Origin of the sequence: Streptosporangium sp. NPDC020072 (assembly GCF_040631445.1) — a bacterium.
GTDB lineage: Bacteria > Actinomycetota > Actinomycetes > Streptosporangiales > Streptosporangiaceae > Streptosporangium.
This window is the reverse complement of the sequence record NZ_JBEYAB010000009.1, coordinates 142,063-166,572: the sequence shown is the minus strand read 5'-3', so window position 1 is coordinate 166,572 and position 24,510 is coordinate 142,063. Positions and strand designations below refer to the sequence as shown.

Here is a 24,510-nt window from a genome sequence, read left to right as displayed (position 1 = left end):
GCGTGGGACTCAGGCCGTGCCCTCCTGGGCTTCGGCGAGTTCGGGTGCCTCGGCGGGTGGTTCTTCCCTGCGGGTCTCCCCGCGGACGAACAGGTGGTTGAAGAGCAGGTTGAGCAGCAGTGCCACCAACACGGTGGCCGTGATCGCGCTGCCGAGGATGAACTGGGTGTCCTGGCTGAACTTCTGGTAGATCGTGGGCACCACGACCGGCAGCATGCCGACGCCGAGTGCCACGGCGACGATGAGCAGGTTCTGGTTGCCCTCGTACTCGACCTTCTGGAGCATCTGGATGCCCACGGCCGCCGTCATCGCGAACATCACCAGGCCGGCGCCGCCGATCACGGGTCCGGGCAGGCTGGCGACGAGTTCGCCGAGCTTGGGAATGGCTCCCATGATCACCAGCAGGATTCCGGTGACCGTGATGACGTAGCGGCTCTTGACCTTGGTGAGGCTGATCAGGCCCACGTTCTGGCCGAAGGTGGAGTCCGGTACGGAGTTCATGAACCCGGCCAGCAGGGAGGACAGGCCGTCGGTGGCCAGGCCCCTGGCCATGTCCCTGTCGGTGACCTTCTTGCCGACGGCGTCCCCGATGGCCAGGACGCAGGCGGTCATCTCGCTGAAGACGACCAGCATGGCCACGCACATCGCGATGATTGGAACGATCCGGAACTCCGGCGCGCCGAACTGCAGCGGGGTGGAGAAGCCGAACCACTTGGCCCCGGCGACGGAGGAGAAGTCCGCCAGGCCCATGAACCAGGAGATCACCGCGCCGATGGCGAGTCCGAAGAGCACGGAGACGTTGCGGACGAACCCGCCGAAGATCCGGTTCACCAGGACGATGATCGCCACGACGCCGAAGGCCAGCAGGATGTACCGCACGCTCGCGTAGTCCGCCGCGGCCGGGTCGGAGCCGATGATGAGGTCCGCGCTCACCTTGATCAGCGACAGCCCGATGATCGTGATCACACAACCGGTGACCAGGGACGGGAAGTACCGCAGCACCTTGGAGAACGGTCTGGCGACCAGGATGCCGAAGACGCCGGCGGCGATCATCGAGCCGTACATGGTCGGCAGGCCGTACTCGGAGCCGATCAGGATCATCGGGGTGAGGAAGGTGAACGAGGCCCCCGCGACCACCGGCATCCGGATGCCGAAGAAGCGGGTCAGGCCGACGCTCTGGATGATGGTCGCGATTCCGGCCACCAGAAGGTCGGCGTTGACGATCAGCGCGATGGTGTGGGTGTCGAGTTTGAGCACCGCTCCGAGCACGAGCGGGACGGCCACGCAGCCCGCGTACATGATCAACATGTGCTGCAGGCCGAAGAAGAACAACTGGGGGATGGGCAGGACTTCGTCTACCGGATGGCGGTCCGAAGCCGTTGACTGGGGTGCGCGGACGGTAGGTGACACGACGGTCTCCTGGGCACTGAGTGGAACGCGCCCTGGTCCCTCCGGCGGCGTCGACGTGGCCATGATCCGGAGCTATGGGCAGACGTGTTCGATGCCCGCCGGAGCGGGAATCCTCGCTGGTCCGACGGCCGGGGTGGCCCGTCAGAGCGCCGTTACAGTGGGTATCCGGTTAGCGGTATATGGAGATTAAGCGCGACCTATACCAGTGTCAACGACTTGTTTTCCTACGGACCACTTCTTAGGATTCTGTATACCGTATCCCTAATCGACCCCTCTGAGCGGAGGCACAGTGCAGCCGACCGCCCGGCGGATAGGCATGATCGCCCCGTCTTCCAACACCGTCGTCGAACCCGTCACCGGCGCCCTGCTGGCCGCGAGGAACGACGTCTCGGTCCACTTCACCCGGATCAGGGTGACGAGCATCAGCCTCGATCCGGCCGACACCCGCCAGTTCGACCAGGACGCCTTCACCGACGCCGCCAGACTCCTCGGTGACGCCCGCGTGGACGTCGTCGCCTGGAACGGCACCTCGGGCTCGTGGCTCGGCCCCGGCCGTGACGAACGCCTGTGCCGCGCCATGGAGGAGGTCGCCGGCGTCCCCGCGACCACCTCGACCCTGGCCATGCTCACGGCGCTGCGGGCCTTCGGGTCCGAACGTCCCGGCCTGCTCACGCCGTACACACCGGACGTCGGGGAGGCCATCGCCGTGAACTACGCCGAGCAGGGCCTTCCCGTGCGGGCGGCCCGCCACCTCGGCCGCACCACCAACTACGACTTCGCGCTGATCGGCGACGCCGAGCTCGACGCGGCCTTCGACGGGCTCGCCGCCGCGGGCTGCGACGCGGTCGCGGTGGTGTGCACCAACGTGCGCGCCGCGCACCTGGCCGCCCGCTGGGAGGCCGGGTACGGCGTCCCGGTGGTGGACAGCGTCGCGGCGACCCTGTGGCGGGCCCTCGTCCTGGCCGGGGACACCACTCCGATCACCGGGTACGGCGAGCTGCTCGCCGCCCAGAGATGAGGAAAAGCATGGCCAAGGACATAAAGATCCTCGTGGGGGTCGACGTCGACGCGGTCGCCGGCTGGCTCGGCTCCTACGGCGGCGAGGACTCCCCCAACGACATCCAGCGCGGCGTGTTCGCCGGTGAGGTCGGCACCCCACGCCTGCTCCAGCTCTTCGAGCGGTACGGCCTGCGGACGACCTGGTTCATCCCGGGCCACTCCATCGAGACCTTCCCCACCGAGATGGCGGCCGTCGCCGAGGCGGGGCACGAGATCGGGGCGCACGGCTACTCCCACGAGAACCCCATCGACATGACCCCCGACCAGGAGCGGGACGTGCTCGGCCGCTGCGTCGAGCTGGTCGAACGCCTGTGGGGACGGCCCCCGCGCGGCTACGTCGCCCCCTGGTGGGAGATGAGCCCCAACACCGCGGGCCTGCTCAAGGAGTTCGGCTTCTCCTACGACCACTCGCAGAACTACAACGACTTCCACCCCTTCTACGCCCGGGTCGGCGACGAGTGGACGAAGATCGACTACACCGGACAGGCCACCGACTGGATGAAACCCCTCAAACACGGCACCGAGGTGGACCTCGTCGAGTTCTGCGGCAACTGGTACGTCGACGATCTGCCGCCGATGATGTTCGTCAAGAAGTCCGCCAACAGCCACGGCTTCGTCAGCCCCCGCGACGTCGAGCAGCTGTGGCGCGACCAGTTCGACTGGGTCTACCGTGAGCTGGACTACGCGGTGTTCCCCATGACGCTCCACCCCGACGTCTCCGGACGGCCCCAGGTGCTGATGATGCTGGAACGGCTCTTCGACGACTGGCTCGGCCTTCCCGGGGTCGAGTTCACCACCTTCGACGCGGCGGCCGACGACTTCCGGCGGCGTTATCCTTTCGAGGAGACCGAGCGTCCGGCGCCCGTCGGCGACGGTCCCGGGCCGAGACCGAACACCGGGGAGACGACCCTGTGAGCAGGCAGCCGGACGCGCCGGGTTCTTTCGACATCGACGCCGACTACAAGCCGCTCAGGGACCGCGTCCGCGACGAGCTGCGCCAGCGGATCATCGACGACGTCTACCCCGCGGGCACCCGGCTCGTCGAGACCGAGATCGCGGCCCAGCTCGGCGTCTCCAGGCTTCCGGTGCGCGAGGCCATCCGGGCGCTGGAGACCGAGGGGTTCGTCAGGACGGTCCCCCGCAGGGGCGCGGTCGTCGTCGAGCTGTCCGAGCAGGACGTCGAGGAGCTGTTCGACGTCAGGGAGGCCCTTGAGGTCCTGGCCAGCCAGCAGGCGGCGACCCGGGCGACCAAGGCCGAGCTGCGGCGGGTCCGCAACGCCCTGGCCAGGGGCCGCAAGGCCCTCGACGCCGGAGACCGGGTGGCCCTCGGCGAGGCCAACGAGGCCTTCCACGACGAGATCCTGAAGCTGTCCCACAACGTCCTCCTGCAGACCGTGCTCGAACCCCTCCAGGGACGTCTGCACTGGCTGCTGCGCCAGACCGGCGACCCGCACGACCTGTTCGAGGAGCACTCCGCCTGGTTCGAGGCGATCGCCTCCGGCTCCCCCGACCTGGCCGCCGAGCACGCGCGCAGGCACGCCCGGCTGAACCGGGAGATCGTACGCAAGCTCCTGGCCGAGCGGCACCAGGCCCCCTCCGCCTAGGCCTGTTCGAGAAATCCACACAGCGTTTCCCCCCACGGCGAGCGACCCCGCCGTGCCTTCGCCTTCCCACATATCAGGAGCACCGCCATGTCCGATCCGACCCGGGCGACACTCGACGCCCTGAACGGCACCGACGTCCACCTGCGCCGCGTCTGCAAGGCCCGCGACGCCACCGACCAGGTCGGGCCACGACACTTCCTGCACGCGGGACCGCCGATCGCCCTGGCCGACATCCCCGGGCCCATGCGGGGCGGGATCATCGCGGGCCTGCTCCTGGAGAAGGAGGCCGGGTCCGTCGCCGAGGCCGAGGCGATCATCGACCACGGCGAGGTGAGCATCAGCCCCTGCCACGACGCCGGCGCCGTGGGGGCCATGGCCGGCATCGTCACCCCCGGCACCCCCGTCGTGGTCGCCGAGACCGCCGGCGGGCTGCGGACGTTCTCCCCCCTGAACGAGGGCATCGGCGGGGCCATGCGCTACGGGTCGTACGACGAGGTGACGCTGGCGCGGCTGCGCCGGCTCGGCGACGTGCTCGCCCCCGCCCTCGACGAGGCCGTGGCGAACTCCGAGCCGCTCGACCTGATCGCCCTGGTCGCCGAGGGGCTGCGCCGGGGCGACGACTGCCACAACCGGCTGGTGGCCACCAGCGCGGCCCTGCTGGTCACGCTCACCCCCGGCCTGCTGCGCTCCCGCCTCGACCGGGAGGACCTGGCGGAGGTCGTGGCCTTCGTCGCGGGCAACGGGCACTTCGCGCTGCCCTTCGCGATCTCGGCGGCCAAGGCGGTCACGCTGACCGCGAGCGGCATCGCGGGCAGCCCGATCGTCACGACCATGGCGGGCAACGGGCGGGAGTTCGGCATCCGCGTCAGCGGCCTCGGCGACCGCTGGTTCACCGTGCCCTCGCCGGTCGGCGACCCGGTCCTCGTCGAGGGGGCGACCCTCGACGACGTCACCCCGACCATGGGCGACTCGATGATCGCCGAGACCGCGGGCTTCGGCGCCCTCGCGATGACCGCCGCCCCCGCGATCATGTCCTTCGTCGGCGGCGACATGGCCCTGGCCCAGGGGATCACCCGGCGCATGCGGACCCTGTGCGCCGGGACGAGCGAGCGGTTCCTCATCCCGGCCGAGGACTTCCTGGGCACCCCGCTCGGCATCGACGTGCACCGGGTGCGCGCCCTCGGCGTCGAACCCGTCATCAACAACGGCCTCGCCCACCGGGAGCCGGGACGCGGCCGGGTCGGCGCCGGGATCACCTCGATCCCGATCGAACCGTTCGTCGCGGCCAGCCAGGCGCTCACGGAGGAAACGGAGCGGCGCGGGTGAGCCTCCCTTCCTTCACCTCAGCTGACCTGGAGGCCGTCGCGGGCCGGTGGAACCTCGACCCCGGGCTGGTCGGCAGGCTCGGCCCGGCGATCGACCGGATGCGTGACGCCTACGGCCGCGTCCGGGACCTGGCGGCCGAGGATCGCGCCTCCAAAGCCCCGGAACCGCCGCCCGTCGCGGTCACCCGGGTGCCGCGCGGTCCGGACAACCCGCACGGTGCCTGGCTGTACCGGATCGACGACCCCGAAACGCCGGGAACCGGGCCGCTGGCCGGGCGGACGGTGACCGTCAAGGAGTCCGTCGCGGTGCGCGGGGTGCCGATGACCCTGGGCAGCCGCCTCATGGCCGGGTTCGTCCCCGGCTCGGACTCGGTGGTCGTCGGCCGGATGCGCGACGCCGGGGCGGTGATCGTCGGCACGTCGGTCTGCGAGGACCTGTGTTACTCCGGGTCGAGCTTCACCAGCGCGCACGGCCCGGTGGGCAACCCCTGGGACCCGAGCCGGTCGGCGGGCGGCTCGTCGAGCGGCGCCGCGGTCCTGGTCGCCACCGGGCAGGCCGACTACGGCGTCGGCACCGACCACGGCGGCTCGGTCCGCAACCCCGCCGCCTGGTGCGGCGTCCTCGGACTCAAGCCGACCTATGGGATCGTCGACTACGACGGCGCCATGCCGACCGAGCGCACACTCGACCACATCGGCGTGCTGACCAGGGACGCCGCCGACCTGGTCGCCTTCCTTGAGGCGGCGGCCGTGCCGGGGCCGTACGCCGAGGGGTATGCCGAAGAGGTGGCCGGGCTGCGGGCCGGAGTCCTCACCGAGGGGTTCGGCTGGCCGGGCCGTTCCGACCCGCGCCTGGACGACGTGGTCCGCGGGGCCGCGCGGGCGCTGGAGAAACTGGGGCTGACCGTGTCAGATGTCTCGGTGCCGTTGCACCGGTACGGCAGGGACATCCACCTGCCCATCTCGATCGAGGGCGGCCTGACCACCGTCTTCGAGTCACGGCTGCAGGGCAACAACCACCAGGGGCCCTACCACCCGAACTTCGGGGAGACCTTCGGCCGGGCCGTCGCCGACCGTCCGGAGGACATCCCGGTCGGCGGGGTGCTGGCGCTCGTCGGCGCCACCCTGCTGCGGGACGCCACCCACGGCAAGGTCATGGCCTACGCCCAGCAGTTGCGCCGGAGGCTGCGCGAGCAGGTGGACCGGGCGCTGCGGGAGGTCGACCTCCTCGTCCTGCCGAGTGTCCCGATGCCGCCGCACCCGCTGCCCGCCGACCCCCGCGAGGCCGTGATCGAGACCGACCTCCCCTTCGAGATGCACGACAACAACTGCGTCTTCAACCTCACCGGGCACCCGGCGCTCAGCGTCCCGTGCGGATTCGTCGACGGGCTGCCGGTCGGCATGCTGCTGGTCGGACGGCCCGGCGCCGACGCCCGCCTGGCCCGGGTCGCGGCCGAGTTCGCCGAGCGCGTCTTCCGCTGCCCCGTGCCGCCGCACCACGAAACCACCGGGAGCCAACGATGACCGAGCAGGCACTGAACGTCTTCGGCGAGCCGCTGGAGGCCTGCGGCTTCGACCCGATCACCGGTTACCGCCGCGACGGCCACTGCCACACCGGCCCCGACAACCCCAAGGGGCACACCGTCTGCGCGATCGTCGACGAGGGCTTCATCGCCTTCCAGTCCACGGTGGACAACGACATCGCGACCCCCCGGCCCGACCTGGCCTTCCCCGGGCTGAAACCGGGTGACCACTGGTGCGTGATCGCCGCCAAGTGGTACGAGGCCTACCTGGCCGGTCACGCCTGCCCGGTGAACCTCGCGGCGACCAACGTCAGGGCCCTGGAGGTGATCCCCCGCGAGGTCCTGATGGAGTACGGCGTGGACCTCCGCGCCTCGGACGGACGAACCCCGGACACGCCGTGAGCCGCTGGAACGCGCTACGCGCCTACGCCGCCCTGCCCGCGACCACCGGCCCGTGGTACCTGGCGATCACCCTGCTCGGCCGCATCCCCGCCTCCATGGGCCAGCTCGGCTCGCTGCTGCTGGTCAGCGGGGCGACCGGGTCGCTGGCACTGGGCGGCGCCACCGCCTCGGCCTTCGCGATCGGGCAGGCCACCGGCGGACCGCTCATCGGCAGGTCCGCCGACCGGTACGGCCACCGGCCGACCGGGCTGGTCGCCGCACTGCTGCACGCCGCCGCCCTCGTCCTGCTGGTGGTGTGCGTCGAACAGGACGCGCCCACCTGGGCGGCGCTGGCCTCCGCGGTGGTCGCGGGCTCCGCCGTACCGCAGGTGGGGCCGCTGTCCAGGGCCCGCTGGACCGCGCTGGTCCATCGCGGGAAGCTGTCCCTGAACCGCTTCCCCACCGCGATGAGCTTCGAGGGGACGAGCGACGAGTTCGCCTTCGTCCTCGGCCCCGCCCTGGTCGGCATCATCGCGACGGTCACCTCCCCCCGCACGGCGGTGCTCATGGCGGCGGCGCTCACCGCCACGGCCTGTGTGTCCTTCGCCCTGCACCCGACGGCGACCATGGTCACCCGGCACGAGGATCGGGACGGAGCCGCCACGGCTCCGGTGCGGCGCGTCCCGGTGTTCCTGCTCGCCGCCGGGCTGACCGGTCTGGGCTGCTACTTCGGCTCGGTGCAGGCCGGGGTCACCTGGCGCGCGGTCGACGCGGGCTCGGAGGGGGCCGCCGGGCTGATCTACGCGATCCTCGGGCTGAGCAGCGCCCTGGCCGGGGTCTTCGTCCCGATGCTGCCCGCCTCCTTCCCGCTCGCCCGCAGGCTCCAGGCGGGTTTCGCGCTGCTGGCCGTCCTCAGTCTGCCGCTGGCGATCGTCGGCGGGCTGAACATCGGCGGGCTGTGGCCGCTGGGCCTGCTGATCGTGCTGCCCGGCGTCACCATCGCCCCGATCCTCGTCACGGCCTACACCCAGGCCGAGATGACGGTCCCGGTGCAGCGGATCTCGTGGGTCATGACCGTGCTGACCTCCTCCGTCGTCATCGGTTACGCGATCGGCGCCTTCCTGTCCGGCACCCTCGCCGACCGGTACGGCCCGCTGGCGGCCTTCCTGGTCGCGCTGGGCGCGGCCTGCGTCGGCGTCGCGGCCAGCGGCTTCGGCCGGCGACGCCTGGCGGCCCTGCGCCCTGGGTAGTGACGGCCCCCGCCTCAAGGTCAGCGAGGCTCGGCCGTGGCGAGGCCGGATTCGATCAGGACGCCGGAACGCGCGTGCCGGTGGGCGGGAAGCGAACAGTGCACGGACGGATGGGCGGCCAGATGGGCCAGCCGGCACCGTGACCGCTCCCCCACCGGCGTGTAGACGACCAGCCGGGCCTCGGGCGCGCCCACCACCATGAGCGTGGTGGTGGTCAGTCGTATCTCACCGACCTCCTCGTAGTGGAGCACCTTGACATGCGGGCCTGGTTCGGCGACGTCGTGTGTGCTCCACATGCGGGCGAACGCAGGGCTTTCCACCGACAACCGGTGGACGAACCCCGTCCAGGCGGGTTCGGTCAGATGGCGGCCGAAGGCGGCACGCAGCATGGCCACCATGGGCCTGACCTCGGCGACGGGGTCGACGAACGGGTTACAGCAGGGCGGGCTGGTGAAGTGCTCCCAGATGGCGTTGCGCGACTCGGGCGCCGCGGTCGTGAAGGCGGGGAACAGCCCTCTGAACGTGGTGTTCCATGCGAGGAGGTCGAAGCGGCTGGAGTACACGGCCGCGGCCAGCGGATCGAGCGTGTCGAGGATGAGCTGAACCTGAGGGTCGAGTGTGCCGTGTTCCTCCAAGGGAGGCAGCGCGGGCACACCGGCGAGCCGGTACAGGTGATCCCGCTCGGCGTGGTCCAGGCGGAGCGTGCGGGCGATCGCGTCGAGCACGGCGACACTGGGGTTGATCGGCCGACCTTGTTCCAGCCATGTGTACCAGGTCACCCCCACCCCGGCCAGCAGGGCCACCTCCTCCCGGCGCAGACCGGGCGTGCGACGCCGTATCCCCGGGGCGAGACCCACGTCATCAGGAGTGATGCGATCGCGCCGGCTGCGCAGGAACGTCGCCAGCTCACTGCGGCGCCGGGCCCGGTTGCTCTTCGACGACACCTCTCCATCCTGCCCCGGCCCCGATCCTCGTTGCCAGGTGGTCCCGCTACCAGGATGGGCACGCTCTGCCGCGACACCCGGAGCCCGCCCACGCTCGAAGTCCATGACCACCTCCACCTCACCGTCCTCGGCCAGGGCGGGCAGGACCGGCGGGCTGCTCGCCGTAATCCTCCTCGGCCAGTTCATGGCCATTCTGGACGCCACCATCGTGACCGTCGCGGCCCCGGCCATCCGCGCCGACCTGGGAAGCTCGGGCGCCGAGCTGCAACTCGTCGTGGCCGGTCACACGATCGTGTACGCCATGCTGCTCATCACCGGGGCACGGCTGGGCCGCAGGTTCGGCCATCGGCGGCTGTTCCAGGCCGGACTCGTCCTCTTCACCGTCGCCTCACTCGCCTGCGGGCTGGCGGCGACCACCGCCCAACTGATCGCCTTCCGTCTCTTCCAGGGAGCGGGAGCGGCACTGCTCGTGCCGCAGGTGCTCAGCCTGATCCAGCTCACCCTCGGCGGCGCCGCCCGTGTCAGGGCCTTCAGCGTCTACTCCACGGTGCTCTCCGGCGCGGCGGTCGCCGGCCAGATCCTCGGAGGAGTCCTGACCAGTGCCGACATCGCGGGCACCGGGTGGCGTCCGATCTTCCTGGTGAACGTGCCCATCGGGCTCGTGTTGCTGGCGGCGGGGGCACGGCTGCTGCCTGCCGACCATCCTGACTCCACCACCGGGCTCGATCTTCCCGGCCTGCTGACGCTCTCGCCCGCCGTACTGCTGCTGGTGGCCCCGCTGGTGCTCGGCCACGAACTCGGCCGGCCCGGGTGGGGTTGGGCGATGCTCGCCGGTAGCGCCGTCCTGGCCGTCGCCTTCGTCGCCACCCAGCGCCGCGCGGCGACCCCGCTGGTGCCCGCCCGCGTGCTTCGGGCCCCCGGTCTGGCCCTCTCCGCCGCCTCGATCTTCTCGATGATGGCCGGCTACGCCGGTTTCCTGTTCACCATGGCGCTGTACCTCCACGACGGCCTCGGCCTGTCCCCGCTGCGATCGAGTCTCGCCTTCGTGCTGTCCTCGGTGGGCTTCGGTACGGCCAGCCTGAACTGGCGGCGCGTCCCCGCCCGGTTCCACCACCGCATGGTCCCGGTCGGGCTGACGCTGTCGGCCGCGGGTTACCTCGCGGTGGCCGTCATCGTCGCGCACCTGGGTTCGCCCGGCCCTCTCTACCAGGTCGCCGTCGTGGTGTCCGGCATCGGTATGGGCCTGGCCTTCAGCCCCGCCCTCAACGCGGCGCTGCGTCATGTCGCGCCCGCGGACGCGGCGAACGCGAGCGGAATCATGTCGACGGTCACCCAGCTCGGCCAGGTCGTCGGGGTCTCGGGACTGGGAACCGTGTTCCTGTCCCTTTCGTCCAGATCCGTCGCGACCGCCGCGACCGCCGCGACCGTCGCGAACGTCGGTGTCGCCGCACTGGTGCTGCTGTCCGCGGTGTTCGCCGCCTTCCTGCCCCGCCGGTGACGGACCTTCCACAGGTGTGTCCAGGCCGGCTTCGCTCGGCCGGTGCGGTGGTCTCCGTGGTGGTCTGAGATGATCTGTCGCCATGGGGCCGTTCTCGGCGGTGAGGTGGGTACGCGCGACGGGGTTCGCCGTCACCTGCGCCACCCTGGCCGTGCTCGGTCACCTGCTCGGCGGCGGATCCTTCGACCCGGCGGCGGCCGCCGGCGGCGTCCTGCTGCTGGTGCCGGTCGCGCTGGCGCTCACCGGACGTGAGCGGACCTTCGGCGCCATCCTTCCCGCGACCGGCCTGTCGCAGGTCGTCCTGCACGCCCTGCTCTCCTACGGCGAGCCGCAGGCGGCGGTGGCGCACCACACGACGGGCACACCCCCGGGGCAGATGGGCCACATGGCCACCTCGGCCCTGGGCATGCCGCTGATGCACCTGGCGAGCGTGGTGGCGACCTCGGTGTGGCTGCGCTGGGCCGAGGAGAACCTGTGCGCCCTGGCCAGGCAGCTGGCCGGGCACGTGCTGCGGCGCCTGCTGGTCCTGCTGATCCTGACGCCCCCGCAACCGTACGGCCCGGTCACCGTCCCGGTGGCCGAGGAGATCGGGGCTCCCCGAGCCCGCACCCTGCTGAGACACGCCCTCGTGCGCAGAGGGCCCCCGGGAGCGCGCGCCGCGTCGGTCGCGGCCCTCTGACATCCGGCGACCGCACCGGACGGCCCGTCACGGCCGCCCGGCACGGTCCCGCGCGCCGGCGCGCACCCTTTCCGTACGGCTTCCGCGACCTTCCTCTGCGGCTTCCCGTGTTCCTCCGTACGGCCTCCGTGCCTGCTCAAGGTGCCCCGGCGCGCGCTCTCCCCTCGGCAGAAAGCGCGAACACCCATGTCCTTCGACCGTCTCACCAGACCACTGGCCGCCGTACTCGCGACGGCCCTGACCCTCACCGGCTGCGGCGCCCGGGGCGGAGACCCGGCCGCCGCGAAACCCCGGGTCACCGAGGCCCCCGGCCCCACGGAATACCCGTTGACCCTCGACAACTGCGGCATGCGGATCACCTTCCAGGCTCCGCCACGACGCGTGCTGATCCTCAACGGGACGAGCGTCGGCGAGGCGGAGAGCTTCGTCCTGCTCGGCCTGGAGCGGAACGTCCTGGCCAACGCGCAGAGCTACGGCGTCTCCGACGACCCGTCGATGGTCGGCAGGGTCAGGGCGCTGCCGACCGGCGGGCTGACCATGAACAAGAACTTCGACGTGCCCGCGGAACAGGTGCTCAACCTCAAACCGGACCTGGTCGTCTCCACCTGGTCCGGCGGGTTCGAGGCCAGGAACGGCTTCGCCACCCGCGAGCAGCTCGCCGCCGCCGGGATCACCTCACTCGTCAACCCGGTCAACTGCGCCATGGGCAAACCCGACGCGACACCGGAGGAGAAACTCGCCTACCGGGGCCAGTCCATCGGCTCCACCTTCGAGTTCATCGGCCTGCTCGGCAGGATCTTCGACGTCCAGGAACGGGCGCGGGACCTGGTCGGACAGCTGCGCTCCCGGGTCGAGGCCGTACGGGCGCGGGTCTCCGGCCGCCCCGCCAGGAGGGTGCTCATCGCCTACCCCGGCATGTCCATGATGAACGCCAACGGCCTGCCCGCCGTGATGACCGGGGGCATCTACGACGACGTGATCAGGGCGGCCGGGGGCGTCAACGTCTTCGCCGGTCAGACCGCCGACATGACGCGCACCCTCAGCAGGGAGCAGTTGGCCGTCGCCCCGGTCGACGTCCTGGTCGTCGGCCTGTTCGGCCCCCGGGAGGACGGCGGGCGGGAGGCGGCCAGGCTGTTCGCCGCCTACCCGCAGTGGCCCGCGTCCCGGTCGAGGAGCTACACCGTGGTCTCCGACGGCGCCTACCTCGGCCCGCTCAACGCCTGGGCCGTGGAGAAGATCTCCCGGGTGGTGCACCCCGGTGACTGACCTCGCAACCCCCGCCAAGAGCCGCCCCCACCTGATCTCGGGACCCGCGACCGGGGTGCTGCTCGCCGTACTGGCGGCGGCCCTGGTCGCGGCCCTGGTGCTCGGTGTCTCCGTCGGCTCGGTCACGCTGCCCTTCGGCCAGGTCTGGCAGGTGGTCTGGGCGCATCTGTCCGGCCACGGCGACCAGGCCGACCCGATGCTCGGACAGGTCGTCTGGGAGATCCGTACGCCACGGGCCCTGCTGGCCGCGCTCGCCGGGGCGGGGCTGGCGGTGGCCGGGGTGGCGCTGCAGGCGCTGGTCCGCAACCCGCTCGCCGACCCCTACGTGCTCGGTGTCTCGTCGGCGGCCTCCCTCGGCGCCGTGCTGGTGCCCGCCCTCGGTGGTACGGCGCTGGCCGGGCTGGCCGGTTCACTCGGCGTCACCGGCGCCGCCTTCGTCGCCGCGATGGCCTCGGCGCTGGTGGTCTACGTGCTGGCCCAGCGATCCGGGCAGCTGCTCGACTCCTGGCTGGTGCTGAGCGGCGTCGCCGTCGGATACCTCTGCACGGCGGCCACCACCTTCGTCCAGCTCCAGCTCAACCCGACGGAGCTGCAGGGGATGATGTTCTGGCTGATGGGCAGCGTCGCCGGGGCCTCCTGGGACGACCTCGGGGTGCCCGCCCTGGTCATCGTGGCCTGCGTGGCGTGGCTGCTGACCCAGGCCCGCGCGCTCAACGCCCTGCTGGCCGGGCAGGACGCGGCCGTCGCCGTCGGCGTGCCGGTGGCCGCGCAGCGCGTCGGACTGCTGCTGGTCGGGTCGCTGCTGACCGCGACCGTGGTCAGCGTGGTCGGCGGCATCGGGTTCGTCGGGCTGATGATCCCGCACGGCACCAGGTTCGTCGTGGGAGCCGACCACCGGCGTGTGCTGCCGACGTCCCTGCTGTCGGGGGCGTTGTTCCTGTTGCTGGTCGATCTGGCCGCCAGGGTCGTCGACCGCCCCAACGAACTGCCCGTCGGCGTGTTCACCACCGGGTTCGGCGTGCCGTTCTTCCTGTGGTTGCTGCGCCGCCGTACGAACGGAGGCTCCGATGCGTCTTGACCTGGCCGGGGTCAGCGCGCGCATCGACGCGCGCCCCATCGTCAGCGAGGTCGACCTGACCGCCGAACCCGGGGAGTTCGTCGCGCTGGTCGGCCCGAACGGCAGCGGCAAGTCGACCCTGCTGCGCACCGTCTACCGGTCGCTGCGCCCCTCCGGCGGGGTGGTACGGCTGGACGGCGAGGACCTGTGGGGGATGCGTCCCCGGCAGGCGGCCCGGCGCCGCGCGGTACTGCCCCAGCACGGCCAGGCGGCCGACGGGTTCTCCGCCGAGGAGGTCGTCGCCGTCGGCAGGCACAGCCGCAGGAAACCGCTCGGCAGGGAGACGGCGGCCGACCGCGAGGCGGTCACGACCGCGCTGCGGCGGGTCGGCATGGACTGGGCCGCCGACCGGCTGATGACCACGCTGTCCGGGGGTGAGCGTCAGCGGGTCTTCCTGGCCCGCGCGCTGGCCCAGGAGGCGCCGCTGCTGGTCCTCGACGAACCGACCAACCACCTGGACGTCGGCTCCCAGCTTCTCCTGCTGGACCTGGTCCGTTCCCTCGGCCTGACGCTGCTCGCCGCCCTGCACGACCTCGACCAGGCGGCGGCCTACGCCGACCGGGTCGTGGTGCTCAGGCGGGGCCGCGTCGTGGGACACGGCCGGCCGCTCGACGTGCTGACCCCGGCCTTCATCGAGGAGGTGTTCGGCGTGCGGGCGCACGTCGGCCCCCACCCGCTGACCGGCCGCCCGCACATCGCCGTGGCCTCCCCGGAGAGGTAGGCCCGCCGGGAACCCGTGGGGTCGTCGTCCGGCCGTGACCCCACGGGTTCCCACGGGTTCCCACCGGTTCCCACGATGGCTCCGGCCATGGTCCGGGACGGCTTCGACCACGGCCTTGGTCACGGCTCAGAGCGGTCCGGCGGCCTTGGTCGCCGATCCGGGTGGGGCGGTGGGGTTCGGGGCGGCTTCTCAGCCGGTTCGCCAGAGCCGGATGGTTCTGTCGAGGCCGCCGCTGGCGAGGGTGTGGCCGTCGGGGCTGAACGCCAGTGAGGTGACGCCACCGGTGTGGCCGGTGAGCGGCGGCCCCTTGTGCTTGTGGGTCTTGGTGTCCCACAGCTGGATCCTGCCGTCGCCGGTGCCGACGGCCAGAGTCCTTGCCCTGGGGTGGTAGGCCACCGCGTTGACGGGGTTACCGGTGCGCAGAGGAGGGTCCTCCGGGTGGCCCCCGCCGTTCCCGTTCCACAGCGTGACGTCGCCGGGGCTGTTGCCGAGGGCGATGACCCCCTTGCTGTTCACGGACAGGGTGTTGACCGAGCTGATCCCGTTCACCGTCAGCAGGCCCATCTTCTCGTGGGTCCCCACGTTCCAGAACCGCACGTGGTTGTCACCGTAGGCGGTGAGCAGCACGGTTCCGTCGGTGCCGAAGCGCACGGCGTTCACGACCGCAGGACGGTCGGTGAGGGTCGCGGCGGTGCGCCTGCTCGCCACGGTCCACAGCCGGGCGGAACGGTCGGCTCCCCCGCTGGCCAGGATGTTCCCCCTGGCGTTGAACGCCACCGAGTTCACCGCGCCGGTGTGGCCGGTCAGGACGGCGGTCGTGGTCTCGTTCGCCACGTCCCACAACCGGACGGTGCCGTCGGCTCCCCCGCTGGCCAGGGTCCTCCAGTCGGGGCTGAACGCCACCGCGTTCACCGCGCCCGCGTGCCCTGTCAGTACGGCGACGGCCCCTCCGCTCTCCGGGTTCCACAGCCGGATGCCGCCGTCGGCGCCTCCACTGGCCAGTGTTCTCCCGTCCGGGCTGAACGCCACGGAGTTCACCGCACCCGTGTGACCCGTCAGGACGCTCCTGTCGACCGTCGGGGTCACGCTCAGGCTCGGTGTGTTCGTGGGACGCGGTGTGGCCGCCGTACCGCCGTAGAAGCGTCTGACGACCTCGGCGACGCCGAAGACCGTGGCGACCGCGGCCGCGCCGACACCCGTGGCCAGGACGGCACGGCGCCCGACCCTGAGAGGCGGGGCCTTCCTGAAGGGAGGGACCGGCCGAACGGACGGTGACCTGTCAGCGGCCTGGTTGCGCACGAAGGGGTGGTGGATCGCGGTGTCGGTGCCCCGCTGGTTGGGGGCGGGCAGCCCGCGTCCACGCAGCCGTTGTCTCAGGTGGGAGTAGATGTCGTTCATCGTCAGCCACTCGGGACCGCCGGAGACTCCGGTGCGGACCAGGTCGAGAAGCTCGGCGGTGAAGGAGGTCGGAGTGTCCGCCTGCTGGTCCAGGGAGACGACGTGGGCGGTGTGGTCGCTGGCGGTGAGGGTGTAGGCGCCGTGGATGTCGGTGCTGTCCACGACGGTGCTGGAGAGAGCCTCGATGGCGCGGCCCGAGTAACAGCAGTCCAGGATCACGATCTTCGTCCGGGCGGGGCTGTCCATCAGGACCTCCCTGAGCCGCTCGAACTCCAGGCCGGTGATGTCGGTGTCGGTGAAGTCGGTGTCCTTGAGGATCATGCACAGCTGCCCGCGCCGGGTGATGGTGCCGTGCCCGGCGAAGTAGACCAGCAGCACGCCGGTGGTCTCCTCGGCCACACGTCGTAGGTTCTGCACGAGCCTGCGCATGTCGGTGGGGTCTCGCCAGACCTCGACCTGTTCCTCGGACCAGCCGCACAGTTCGGGATCGGTCAGGACCTCCGACATCCCGCGCAGGCTGTTGGCCACCGCGGGAAGCTGGGGGAAGCGCCGGTCGGAGTATTCGGAGGTACCGATGAGAACGGCCCGCGAGCCCGAACGGTCGTGGATGTCACCCCTCATCGCCGTCCCGCTGGGTCTTCTCCTCGCCGCCGTCCCGCAGGATCTCCTCCTTGCCGTCCCGCAGGATCTCCTCAAGCAGCGACAGCACGGCGGTGTCCCTGACCCGCTGCGCGTTGAGCTCCACGGTCCCCGAGGGAGAGGTCACCGTGATGGTCACATCGGCGCGACGGGTCCGCAGCCATGTGGTCAGGGCCCTGACCAGGGCCATCCCGGCACCGCTCGACCCGAGTGCGACGGCGAGCGTGTCGAGCACCCCGCCCAGTTCGCCCTCGGCCGGGGGACGCCGCACCACGCGAACCCCGCCTGTCAGGGCGCGTTCGGCGGACAACCACCCGCGTAGTTCGGTGAACTCGGTGATCTCGTCGCCACCTGAGACCTGGACCAGGGCATCCATCGGCACCTCTGACCTGTCGGCCCTCCGGCCCGCCGGGCGGAGGGACACTCGACAACGCGCTGAATTATTTCAGGAAACGCCCCGGCCGTGAGGTTGGTTCCGCACAGAGGAAAAAGAGATCGCTTCCATGCGGATCTCCATATTTGCCATTTTCACCGGTATAAATTAAGCCTTTTTCGTCCCGGCTTCCACAGGAGCGGGCGAGGCTCGGCCCATGACCTGCGACGACAAGGGCTGCGAGCGAAATCACGGGGTGCCGTTCCCCTGCGTCACCCCCGACCAGGCGACGACCCCGGGAGAGCGAAAAAGGCTTATTGATATGAAATATCCGGATATCACACTATATAGCGATGGATCGCCCTGGCCCTTCGCTCACCCCTCGGGCAGCGCGAGCAGCACGTGCTCGTGCTCGCCGTACCGGACCGTGTCGACGCGCCGGAAACCGCACCTCTCCAGCAGGCGCACCGAGGCCGTGTTGCCGCCCGACGGGTCGGCGTAGAGCGGGCGGACCCTCTCAAGGGCCAGGAACAGGCTCAGCGCCTCGGTGCCGACGCCCCGGCCCCAGAACGGCCTGCCGAGAACGTAGCCGATGAAACGCCTGTCCTCCGCCCACCAGGAGACGACGTTTCCCGCGGGCTCGCCGTCCACGGTGACCGTCCGCACCAGGACGGTCGGATCGCCCAGGACCCGCGTCCGCCAGTGGCGCATGAAGACCTCACGCTCCCTGGGGGTGAACATCGAGCGCCTGACCGTCTCGGGGTCGTGCTCGTGCTCAAGGAACAGCTCCAGATCGGACTCCACAACGGCCCTCAGCCGCACGCCTGCGCTCACGGCGCCGATTCTCACACCGGCCACCGACATTCCCCCTCCGGGAAAGCGGTCACGACGCGCCGGTGAGAGCGGTCCGGGCTTACGCGTCTCCCCTGCCGCGGAAGGCTCCTCCCCGGAAGGGGGCGGCGCCGTGCCGGGCGATCGAGACGGTGTCCCGGAACGCCCGGCTCGCCGTACGGACCGTGGGCCTACTTGTTGTCCACCACCAACGTGCCCGCGACGCCCCAGCTGTCCGCGGGAACCTCGGTGATCCACACCTGGACGGTCTCCGGCGGCAGGCCGTACGACTCGACGAAGGCGTCGGTGATCCTCCTGACCAGTTCGCGCTTCGGCTCGATGTCCCGCGGACCCTGAAGCACAGTGACGACCGGCATGGCTACTCCCAATGATGTCGGCCCCGGATTTCGGAGCCGACACCAGTTTCCGAACGGCCAGCCGCGGGCGGAAGACGGCACCGAAAGGTGCCATGGGCACCACCGGGTGACCTACCTCCGAACAGGTGACCGCCCAACGGCTTTGTCGCCGGACGTTTTCCTGCCGGGTCGGAGGGGCAGCGAAGACCGGCAGCCCCGTTCACGGGCCTCAGCGGAAATGCGGAAATCGCGCTGAGGATTCAAATGGTCCGTCCGGCTCTCAGCCGATGCCCACCCGCGGCGTTTCCCGGTCGTTGTACTCCTGACGGGCGAGCAGGATCTCCCCGATGTGGCCGTAGGCCCACTCACGCACCACGTCCACCGTCCTGGCGAGGCTGTGGCCCAGGGGGGTCAGCGAGTATTCGACCGTCACCGGGACGGTCGGGTAGACGGTGCGCAGGATCAGACCGTCGGACTCCATGCCACGAAGGGTCTGCGTCAGCATTTTCTGGGAGACGCCCTCGATCCTGGCCCGCAGCTGGGTGAAACGAAGGGTCTCCTCTCCCAGCGAGAGAATCACCAGCATCGTCCACTTGTCGGCGATGCGGTCGAGGATCTCGCGGGTCGGGCAGGCGGACTTCAGCATGTTCCAGCGGGAAGAGGAGCTGTCTGCCATGGCGACATCATAGCCTCGGCCTTTTCGGTTTCCTCCAGGTGCCCTGGCCACCTCGAAGTGCCGACTTCCGGGAGCGGGAAACCGTTTTTAGACTCCGAGACCGGTCGGCGGGTTTCCCGAACTTCGAATGCTCGCCGGATGGAGAAGGAGGAGTTTCACATGAAGGCTCTGGTGCCCACCGGCGACCTGGATTCCCTGGTCCGGTACGACGACGTGGCGGCCCCGTGCCCGAAACCCGACGAGGCGTTGGTCGCGGTTGAGGCGTTCTCGGTCAACCGGGGGGAGTTCTTTCTCCTGGCGAGACCGCGTGAAGGCTGGAGGCCGGGCAAGGACATCGCGGGCACGGTCGTGCGGGCAGCCGACAACGGGACCGGACCGGGTGTCGGAGAACGGGTGGTCGCCCATCCCGCGTCCGCCGGGTGGGCGGAGAAGGCGGCCGTCCCCACCTCCTCGCTCGCCGTACTGCCCGGCTCGATGACAGCCGTGACCGCGGCGGCGCTGCCGCTGGCAGGACTGACCGCCCTGCGCCTGATGCGGCGGATCGGCGGCGTCCTGGGAAAGAGGATTCTGATCACCGGCGCCTCCGGCGGCGTCGGTCACTACTTCGTCGAACTCGCCGCCGCCTCGGGCGCCGAGGTGACGGCTGTCAGTGCCTCGCCGGAACGCGGGCTACGGCTGACCGAACTCGGCGCGGCGGACGTCGTGCACGACGTGGCGGAGGCCACGGGACCGTTCGACGTCGTACTGGAGTCGGTCGGCGGTGACTCGGCTCCCAAGGCACTGTTGAAGACGGCCAAACGGGGGACCTTCATCTGGTTCGGCCAGGCGAGCCGCCAACCCGCCACCTTCAGCTTCTTCGACTTCTTCGCCGGGCCCGAGTCCGCCCGGTTGCACCACTTCCACTACGCCGACAGCGACGTGGCCGATGGAACCGACCTGGCCACTCTGGTCAGGCTGACCGCGACCGGGCGGCTCCATCCCGAGATCGGACGTGAGACGGACTGGGCGGACACCGCCACGGTGCTGGCGGACCTGCGGGACCGGAGAATCCGTGGCAAGGCCGTCCTGCGCGTGAAACCCGCGCCGGCGAGCGGGGCTGACCGCACGGCTACGCACGCGGCCTGAAGTGGCGCACGGTCAGGGCCACGGCGCAGGCGACGGTGACCACCCCCGCGGTGAGCCCGAGCGTGCTGCCCTCACCGCCGTTGGCCATGTTGGAGACCACGTTGACCGTCGCGCTGACCGCGAGGAGCATCCACAGCAGGGCACGCGCGGCCCGAAAACGCCTGCGGGGAACCGGGAAATAGTTCATGCCGAAACCCTAGGAAAACCCCAGGACCTGGGTAATCCGGTCCGCCACCGACCTGGATTGGGGCTGACAGGAAGGCCGGAAGGTGGGGCTGGCACCACCATCCCCACCGAACCGGCCCCGGGTCGAACCACGGCTCGCCCCACCCCCGCTCAGGACCCCGGCTTTCGTCCCGCGTCAGCCTTCACGCGGCCCCCGCTCAGGCTCCCGCCCCGCCCGGCCCCTCCCGGCTTTCGTCCCGCGTCAGCCTCTATCCGGCCCCGTTCAAGCTCTCCGCCCCGCTCGGGCGCCGGCCCCCGTTCGGACGCTCAGGGCCTGTTCACTCCCCGGCCAGTACCCGTACGACCTCCTCGGCCACGCCACGGGCCGAGGCCGGGTTCTGGCCGGTGACCAGGCGGCCGTCCGTGACGACCTGGGCGGCGAAGTCGGCGGCGGGCACGTGCTCGGCCCCCTGCTCGCGCAGCCGCTCGGCCAGCGGGAACGGCACCACCGCGGTCAGCCCGACCGCCTCCTCCTCGCTGCCGGTGAAGGCCGCGACCCGCCTGCCCGCGACCAGCGGCTTCCCGTCGGACAGTTCGAGGTCGACCAGCGCGGCCGGACCGTGGCAGACGGCCGCGACGACACCACCCCGCTCGTGGACCCCCCGGGTCAACCGGCCGATCCCGGGGTCGCCGGGGAAGTCCCACATGGCCCCGTGACCACCCGCGAAGAACACGGCGTCGTACCTCTCCGGCTCCAGGTCCGCCACCCGCACGGTCTCCCCGAGCACGTCGAGGAAACGACGCTGCACCGGGTCGTCGGCGTTCTCGCCGTCACGCGGCGGCACACCCCCGGCCACACTGACCACCTCGACCTCGTGCCCGGCCTCGGTGAAGATCTCCCACGGCTCCGCCGCCTCCGACACGTAGAAACCGGTGCTCCTGCCGGTTTCACCCAGTTCGCCATGGCTGGTGAGGACAATCGCGATACGCATGCCATGATCGTCACCCATCTCCCCGTGGACGACCAATAACGCCTTCCGGGTACTACCATCAGAAATCTGATCTCACTCGACCTGCTGCGTACCTTCCTGGCCGTCCACCGGTCAGGGTCGGTCACCCGCGCCGCCGAGCACCTCGGCCTGTCGCAGCCCGCCGTGACCGCGCAGGTCAGGGCGCTGGAACGGGCACTCGGACAGCCGTTGTTCGAACGGCTGCCCCGAGGCATGGCCCCGACCCCCGCCGCCGACGAACTGGCCGGACGCGTCGCGGCACCGCTCGACGCGCTTGAGGAACTCGACGTCACCGAGGTACCGGAGCGAGCCGTACACCTCGGTGGGCCCGCGGAGCTGATGTCCGTCCTGGCACTGCCCGCGCTGGCCCCCATGGTCGCCGGGGGGCTGCGGCTGCGGGTGACGCTCGGCCTCGCCGACGACCTGCTCACCACGCTCGCCGGGGGCACGCTCGACCTGGTGGTCTCCACCGTACGGCCCCGCAGGGGTACCGCCCTGACGGCCGAGGCGCTGTGCGACGAGGAGTTCGTGCTGGTCGGCGCCCCCGGCTGGGACCTCGACCGGCTTGAGGCGGCTCCCCTGGTCGCCTACGCGGAGAACCTGCCGATCCTGCGCCGTTACTGGCGGGTCGTCTTCGGGACCCGTCTGACGCGCGTGCCCGCCCTGGTCGTCCCGGACCTGCGCGGGGTCCTCGCCGCGGTGGTCGCGGGCGCGGGAGTGACCGTCCTGCCCCGTTACCTGTGTACGGCGGAGCTGACCGGCGGCCTGCTCGTCCCCCTGCTGGAGCCCGAGTTGCCGCCGATCAACACGCTGTTCCTGGTGTCCAGGGTGGGAAGGCTTCACCCCATGGCCGTCGCGGTCCGCGACCACCTGCTACGACGGGGACGTTCCTGGTGACCGGTCACGGAATCCTGGACAGGACGACCACGTGGAGTTCGCCCTTGAGCCGGTAGGACATGATCCGGCCCGTCGGGTCGGTGACGGGGAACTCGCCATTCTCCACCTCCGCCGTGCGCAGGCCCAGGTCGACGATCGTGCCGGTGCTCACGTCGAAGAGCCCGAGCGCCTGCTCGTCCTCCTTGATGTTGCACAGATGGAAACGGTCCTGCCTTGGCGGCTCGGGGATCTGGTAACCGAGGGGCACGTCCTTCTGCTGTGAGCCGTCACGCAACCGGACGAAGCCCTCCTCGTCAGCCGTCACGCCGATGCAGGAGCGCACCCCGCAGGCGTACACCCGGTCCTTCCCGTCGACGGCGGCCGAGTCGACCTTTCCGGTCTCCAGGTTGACCAGCCGGGTGAAGAGGGGCTTGTCGCGCCCGCCGCCGATGCCCGGCGAACCGGCCCACGGCCACGACAGCAGGTGCTGCTTGTCTCCGGCCGGAATCCGCGTCGCCTTCCCCCCGGTCAGGGGAACAGTGAACACCCCGCCGTTCACCGGGGAGAACACAACCTTGCCGTTCGCCACGCCGAAGCCGTCGAACCCCTCCATGTCCTGGTCGGCCACGGGACGGGCCCCCGCACCGTCCAACGACGCGGCCCAGATGTGGGTCTTGCCCTTCGTCGTGTTCCACCAGGCCACTTGACCGTCGCCGACGCTGAAGCCGCCGGAGAACCGCACCACCCCCTGAGGCTCGGGCACGTCCGCGATCTTCCGCGGCTCCCCGCCGGCCAGGGGGTAGGCGTAGATCGTCTCCGGCCGCTCGAAGTCGCGGTCCGCCGCGACCAGCAGCGTCTGGTCGTCGATCAGGGTGATCGGTCGCAGGTCCCGGCCGTTCGGCGCCTTCAGCGGCAGCTTCACCACGGCCTGCGGCCACACCTGCTCGATCGGCTTGGCCTCGATCTTCGTTGAGGTCATCACCTGGGACGACCTCCCGCCCGTGGCGCTGGCCGACGAGGCCCCCGTGTCACCGCTCACGCGCAGCCCGACCACGCCTCCTCCCGCGACCGCGACCACGGCCGCCGTCGCGAGTGCCGCCTGCAGCCGCCGCCTGCGCCGTCGGTACCCGGTCTCCAGCCGGGCCGCCGCCGTACCGGCCAGCCGGGGTGCGTTTCCCGCCGCGTGCCCCAGGGTCTCCTGCAGGCTCCTTTCGAAATCGTTCATCACCACTCCCTCTGCACTGCGCCGATATTTCCCGAAATTTCGTGGCTTTCCGTCCGCATGGCGGAGCGAAGCTTGTCCAACGCCCGTGACGCCTGGCTCCGTACGGTCCCCCGGGAGATCCCCAGGGCCGCCGCGATCTCCGCGTCGTCGAGCCCCTCGTAGTACCGCAGCACCAGCACCACCCGCTGCCTGCGCGGCAGTACGGCCAGCGCCTCCCACATCGCCTGCTCCCCACCGTCGGGCAGCCTGTCGTGGTACCCGTGCTCGGGCGGCTCCCAGCTGAGCACCTCACGGCGCCGCAGCCGCCAGACGGCGACGTGCAGCCTGGCCATGATGGTGCGCACGTAACTCTCCGGATTCTCCTTCGTCAGGAGGCGCGGCCAGGCGGCGCGGAGCTTCAGCAACGCCTCCTGCACCAGATCCGCCGCGTCGTGTGGGTTCCCGGCCAGCACGTAGCCATAGCGCAACAGCGCGTCCCCCCGCTCGGCGACGAACTCCGCGAACCGTGGATCCGCTTCCAATTACCTTCGCCTCCCGTCGTCCTCATCACCACCCAGATGAGAACACCCCCCAAACTGTTGCATCCACGGCGAAATCCATGCGGATCACGCGTGACCTGTCGGCGTCGGCAGGAATCTGTATGACAGGCCTGTCCCGGTCGGCCGGTGCCCCATGGCTCGCAGCCCGAGCTGTGGAGCCGCCTGCCTCCGTGTTCTTCACCGTCCGCAGCCAACATGGCGGTTTCACCGTCGGGGGCCGCGATCCGAATCTTCGGACCTACGTTCGAGTGTGAAACATCACGACTTTATGGTGCGTCTCTCACAGTTCGTACCGGGAGCAGCCGCCCTCCGACGTTTCCCCTTGCGGGAACTCGGGCGTTGGCCCTTTCACGTCGAACGAACCGTCCGCGAACAAGGTGACCGTATTTGCCCACTTCCCTTTTCCCTGGAGTTCCCCAAGTCGTCGAAGCGATCCGTACAACTCCGCCCCCGAATCGATCGCCGAAGTCGAAGCTCCAGGACACGGCTGGGGCGGAGCGCCATCCGGAGCGGGCCAGAG

General features: G+C 70.7%; 25 protein-coding genes. 14 read left to right on the top strand and 11 right to left on the bottom strand.

Going from position 1 to position 24,510, the window contains the following annotated elements; all coding sequences use genetic code 11:
• Positions 1-9 precede the first annotated feature (9 nt).
• Positions 10-1,410 (bottom strand): nucleobase:cation symporter-2 family protein, encoded by a 1,401-nt coding sequence (locus ABZ470_RS22810; RefSeq protein WP_352014384.1) that lies wholly within the window; start codon positions 1,408-1,410, stop codon positions 10-12.
• A gap of 316 nt (positions 1,411-1,726) precedes the next feature.
• Here ABZ470_RS22810 and ABZ470_RS22805 point away from each other — a divergent pair, with 316 nt between their 5' ends.
• From ABZ470_RS22805 to ABZ470_RS22775, 7 genes are all read left to right on the top strand, one after another.
• Positions 1,727-2,428 carry a hypothetical protein gene (locus ABZ470_RS22805; RefSeq protein WP_362913621.1) on the top strand — a complete coding sequence of 234 codons (702 nt, stop codon included), beginning with the start codon at positions 1,727-1,729 and terminating at the stop codon, positions 2,426-2,428.
• 8 nt (positions 2,429-2,436) lie between these two features.
• Complete coding sequence (locus tag ABZ470_RS22800; protein WP_362913619.1) at positions 2,437-3,384, top strand: polysaccharide deacetylase; 948 nt, start codon at positions 2,437-2,439, stop codon at positions 3,382-3,384.
• Positions 3,381-4,073, top strand: coding sequence for a GntR family transcriptional regulator (locus tag ABZ470_RS22795; RefSeq protein WP_352014387.1), 693 nt, complete (start codon positions 3,381-3,383; stop codon positions 4,071-4,073). Before ABZ470_RS22800 ends, ABZ470_RS22795 begins: the two co-directional genes overlap by 4 nt.
• 87 nt (positions 4,074-4,160) lie before the next feature.
• Positions 4,161-5,399, top strand: coding sequence for a DUF1116 domain-containing protein (locus ABZ470_RS22790; protein ID WP_352014388.1), 1,239 nt, complete (start codon positions 4,161-4,163; stop codon positions 5,397-5,399).
• Positions 5,396-6,922 (top strand): amidase family protein, encoded by a 1,527-nt coding sequence (locus ABZ470_RS22785; protein WP_362913617.1) that lies wholly within the window; start codon positions 5,396-5,398, stop codon positions 6,920-6,922. The genes ABZ470_RS22790 and ABZ470_RS22785 overlap by 4 nt, the downstream gene beginning before the upstream one ends.
• Complete coding sequence (locus tag ABZ470_RS22780) at positions 6,919-7,323, top strand: DUF2237 domain-containing protein (protein ID WP_352014390.1); 405 nt, start codon at positions 6,919-6,921, stop codon at positions 7,321-7,323. The genes ABZ470_RS22785 and ABZ470_RS22780 overlap by 4 nt, the downstream gene beginning before the upstream one ends.
• Entirely contained in the window at positions 7,320-8,552 is a 1,233-nt protein-coding gene (locus tag ABZ470_RS22775) for an MFS transporter (RefSeq protein ID WP_362913615.1), read from the top strand. Before ABZ470_RS22780 ends, ABZ470_RS22775 begins: the two co-directional genes overlap by 4 nt.
• Before the next feature lie 20 nt (positions 8,553-8,572).
• Here the strand turns inward: ABZ470_RS22775 and ABZ470_RS22770 are convergent, their stop codons facing one another.
• Positions 8,573-9,496, bottom strand: coding sequence for a helix-turn-helix transcriptional regulator (locus ABZ470_RS22770; protein ID WP_362913613.1), 924 nt, complete (start codon positions 9,494-9,496; stop codon positions 8,573-8,575).
• Positions 9,497-9,599: 103 nt separating this feature from the next.
• On the opposite strand from ABZ470_RS22770, the gene ABZ470_RS22765 reads away from it, so the two are divergent.
• From ABZ470_RS22765 to ABZ470_RS22745, 5 genes are all read left to right on the top strand, one after another.
• Complete coding sequence (locus ABZ470_RS22765) at positions 9,600-10,994, top strand: MFS transporter (protein WP_362913611.1); 1,395 nt, start codon at positions 9,600-9,602, stop codon at positions 10,992-10,994.
• 82 nt (positions 10,995-11,076) lie between these two features.
• The gene (locus ABZ470_RS22760; RefSeq protein WP_362913609.1) at positions 11,077-11,673 is read left to right on the top strand and encodes a hypothetical protein; all 597 of its coding nucleotides are present in this window, start codon (positions 11,077-11,079) and stop codon (positions 11,671-11,673) included.
• A 186-nt stretch (positions 11,674-11,859) separates the two neighbouring features.
• The gene (locus tag ABZ470_RS22755) at positions 11,860-12,939 is read left to right on the top strand and encodes an ABC transporter substrate-binding protein (RefSeq protein WP_362913607.1); all 1,080 of its coding nucleotides are present in this window, start codon (positions 11,860-11,862) and stop codon (positions 12,937-12,939) included.
• Positions 12,932-14,017, top strand: a complete 1,086-nt coding sequence (locus tag ABZ470_RS22750) for an iron ABC transporter permease (protein WP_362913605.1) — start codon at positions 12,932-12,934, stop codon at positions 14,015-14,017. Before ABZ470_RS22755 ends, ABZ470_RS22750 begins: the two co-directional genes overlap by 8 nt.
• Positions 14,007-14,777: an ABC transporter ATP-binding protein gene (locus ABZ470_RS22745; RefSeq protein WP_352014395.1), complete on the top strand. Its 771-nt coding sequence runs from the start codon at positions 14,007-14,009 to the stop codon at positions 14,775-14,777. Before ABZ470_RS22750 ends, ABZ470_RS22745 begins: the two co-directional genes overlap by 11 nt.
• Positions 14,778-14,966: 189 nt before the next feature.
• Here the strand turns inward: ABZ470_RS22745 and ABZ470_RS22740 are convergent, their stop codons facing one another.
• From ABZ470_RS22740 to ABZ470_RS22720, 5 genes are all read right to left on the bottom strand, one after another.
• Positions 14,967-16,796 (bottom strand): caspase family protein, encoded by a 1,830-nt coding sequence (locus tag ABZ470_RS22740; RefSeq protein WP_362913603.1) that lies wholly within the window; start codon positions 16,794-16,796, stop codon positions 14,967-14,969.
• A complete protein-coding gene (locus tag ABZ470_RS22735) occupies positions 16,786-17,190 on the bottom strand; it encodes a hypothetical protein (protein ID WP_362913601.1) in 405 nt (134 codons plus the stop codon). The genes ABZ470_RS22740 and ABZ470_RS22735 overlap by 11 nt, the downstream gene beginning before the upstream one ends.
• 372 nt (positions 17,191-17,562) lie before the next feature.
• Positions 17,563-18,021: a GNAT family N-acetyltransferase gene (locus ABZ470_RS22730; RefSeq protein ID WP_352014398.1), complete on the bottom strand. Its 459-nt coding sequence runs from the start codon at positions 18,019-18,021 to the stop codon at positions 17,563-17,565.
• A gap of 188 nt (positions 18,022-18,209) precedes the next feature.
• On the bottom strand, positions 18,210-18,395 hold the full coding sequence (gene dmpI / locus ABZ470_RS22725) for a 4-oxalocrotonate tautomerase DmpI (RefSeq protein ID WP_362913599.1): 186 nt from the start codon (positions 18,393-18,395) through the stop codon (positions 18,210-18,212).
• A 259-nt stretch (positions 18,396-18,654) separates the two neighbouring features.
• The gene (locus ABZ470_RS22720; protein ID WP_352014400.1) at positions 18,655-19,050 is read right to left on the bottom strand and encodes a helix-turn-helix domain-containing protein; all 396 of its coding nucleotides are present in this window, start codon (positions 19,048-19,050) and stop codon (positions 18,655-18,657) included.
• Between the two features lie 159 nt (positions 19,051-19,209).
• On the opposite strand from ABZ470_RS22720, the gene ABZ470_RS22715 reads away from it, so the two are divergent.
• Positions 19,210-20,175 carry a zinc-binding dehydrogenase gene (locus ABZ470_RS22715; RefSeq protein WP_362913597.1) on the top strand — a complete coding sequence of 322 codons (966 nt, stop codon included), beginning with the start codon at positions 19,210-19,212 and terminating at the stop codon, positions 20,173-20,175.
• Here the strand turns inward: ABZ470_RS22715 and ABZ470_RS22710 are convergent.
• Positions 20,159-20,362 carry a hypothetical protein gene (locus ABZ470_RS22710; RefSeq protein WP_362913595.1) on the bottom strand — a complete coding sequence of 68 codons (204 nt, stop codon included), beginning with the start codon at positions 20,360-20,362 and terminating at the stop codon, positions 20,159-20,161. The two genes, ABZ470_RS22715 and ABZ470_RS22710, sit on opposite strands and share 17 nt — an antisense overlap.
• Positions 20,363-20,678: 316 nt before the next feature.
• Positions 20,679-21,332, bottom strand: a complete 654-nt coding sequence (locus tag ABZ470_RS22705; protein ID WP_362913593.1) for a type 1 glutamine amidotransferase domain-containing protein — start codon at positions 21,330-21,332, stop codon at positions 20,679-20,681.
• 69 nt (positions 21,333-21,401) lie between these two features.
• On the opposite strand from ABZ470_RS22705, the gene ABZ470_RS22700 reads away from it, so the two are divergent.
• Positions 21,402-22,247, top strand: coding sequence for a LysR family transcriptional regulator (locus tag ABZ470_RS22700; RefSeq protein WP_362913964.1), 846 nt, complete (start codon positions 21,402-21,404; stop codon positions 22,245-22,247).
• A 4-nt stretch (positions 22,248-22,251) separates the two neighbouring features.
• Here ABZ470_RS22700 and ABZ470_RS22695 read toward each other — a convergent pair whose 3' ends face one another.
• Complete coding sequence (locus ABZ470_RS22695) at positions 22,252-23,451, bottom strand: hypothetical protein (protein ID WP_362913591.1); 1,200 nt, start codon at positions 23,449-23,451, stop codon at positions 22,252-22,254.
• Positions 23,451-23,972, bottom strand: coding sequence for a SigE family RNA polymerase sigma factor (locus ABZ470_RS22690; RefSeq protein ID WP_362913589.1), 522 nt, complete (start codon positions 23,970-23,972; stop codon positions 23,451-23,453). Before ABZ470_RS22690 ends, ABZ470_RS22695 begins: the two co-directional genes overlap by 1 nt.
• Positions 23,973-24,510 lie beyond the last annotated feature (538 nt).

Excerpts from the sequence above, each read along its gene's own strand:
- ABZ470_RS22805 (WP_362913621.1), top strand. The coding sequence starts at position 1,727 with ATGATCGCCCCGTCTTCCAACACCGTCGTCGAACCCGTCACCGGCGCC.
- ABZ470_RS22800 (WP_362913619.1), top strand. The coding sequence starts at position 2,437 with ATGGCCAAGGACATAAAGATCCTCGTGGGGGTCGACGTCGACGCGGTC.
- ABZ470_RS22790 (WP_352014388.1), top strand. The coding sequence starts at position 4,161 with ATGTCCGATCCGACCCGGGCGACACTCGACGCCCTGAACGGCACCGAC.
- ABZ470_RS22780 (WP_352014390.1), top strand. The coding sequence starts at position 6,919 with ATGACCGAGCAGGCACTGAACGTCTTCGGCGAGCCGCTGGAGGCCTGC.
- ABZ470_RS22765 (WP_362913611.1), top strand. The coding sequence starts at position 9,600 with ATGACCACCTCCACCTCACCGTCCTCGGCCAGGGCGGGCAGGACCGGC.
- ABZ470_RS22760 (WP_362913609.1), top strand. The coding sequence starts at position 11,077 with ATGGGGCCGTTCTCGGCGGTGAGGTGGGTACGCGCGACGGGGTTCGCC.
- ABZ470_RS22755 (WP_362913607.1), top strand. The coding sequence starts at position 11,860 with ATGTCCTTCGACCGTCTCACCAGACCACTGGCCGCCGTACTCGCGACG.
- ABZ470_RS22745 (WP_352014395.1), top strand. The coding sequence starts at position 14,007 with ATGCGTCTTGACCTGGCCGGGGTCAGCGCGCGCATCGACGCGCGCCCC.
- ABZ470_RS22740 (WP_362913603.1), bottom strand. The coding sequence starts at position 16,796 with ATGAGGGGTGACATCCACGACCGTTCGGGCTCGCGGGCCGTTCTCATC.
- ABZ470_RS22735 (WP_362913601.1), bottom strand. The coding sequence starts at position 17,190 with ATGGATGCCCTGGTCCAGGTCTCAGGTGGCGACGAGATCACCGAGTTC.
- dmpI (WP_362913599.1), bottom strand. The coding sequence starts at position 18,395 with ATGCCGGTCGTCACTGTGCTTCAGGGTCCGCGGGACATCGAGCCGAAG.
- ABZ470_RS22720 (WP_352014400.1), bottom strand. The coding sequence starts at position 19,050 with ATGGCAGACAGCTCCTCTTCCCGCTGGAACATGCTGAAGTCCGCCTGC.
- ABZ470_RS22715 (WP_362913597.1), top strand. The coding sequence starts at position 19,210 with ATGAAGGCTCTGGTGCCCACCGGCGACCTGGATTCCCTGGTCCGGTAC.
- ABZ470_RS22710 (WP_362913595.1), bottom strand. The coding sequence starts at position 20,362 with ATGAACTATTTCCCGGTTCCCCGCAGGCGTTTTCGGGCCGCGCGTGCC.
- ABZ470_RS22705 (WP_362913593.1), bottom strand. The coding sequence starts at position 21,332 with ATGCGTATCGCGATTGTCCTCACCAGCCATGGCGAACTGGGTGAAACC.
- ABZ470_RS22695 (WP_362913591.1), bottom strand. The coding sequence starts at position 23,451 with ATGAACGATTTCGAAAGGAGCCTGCAGGAGACCCTGGGGCACGCGGCG.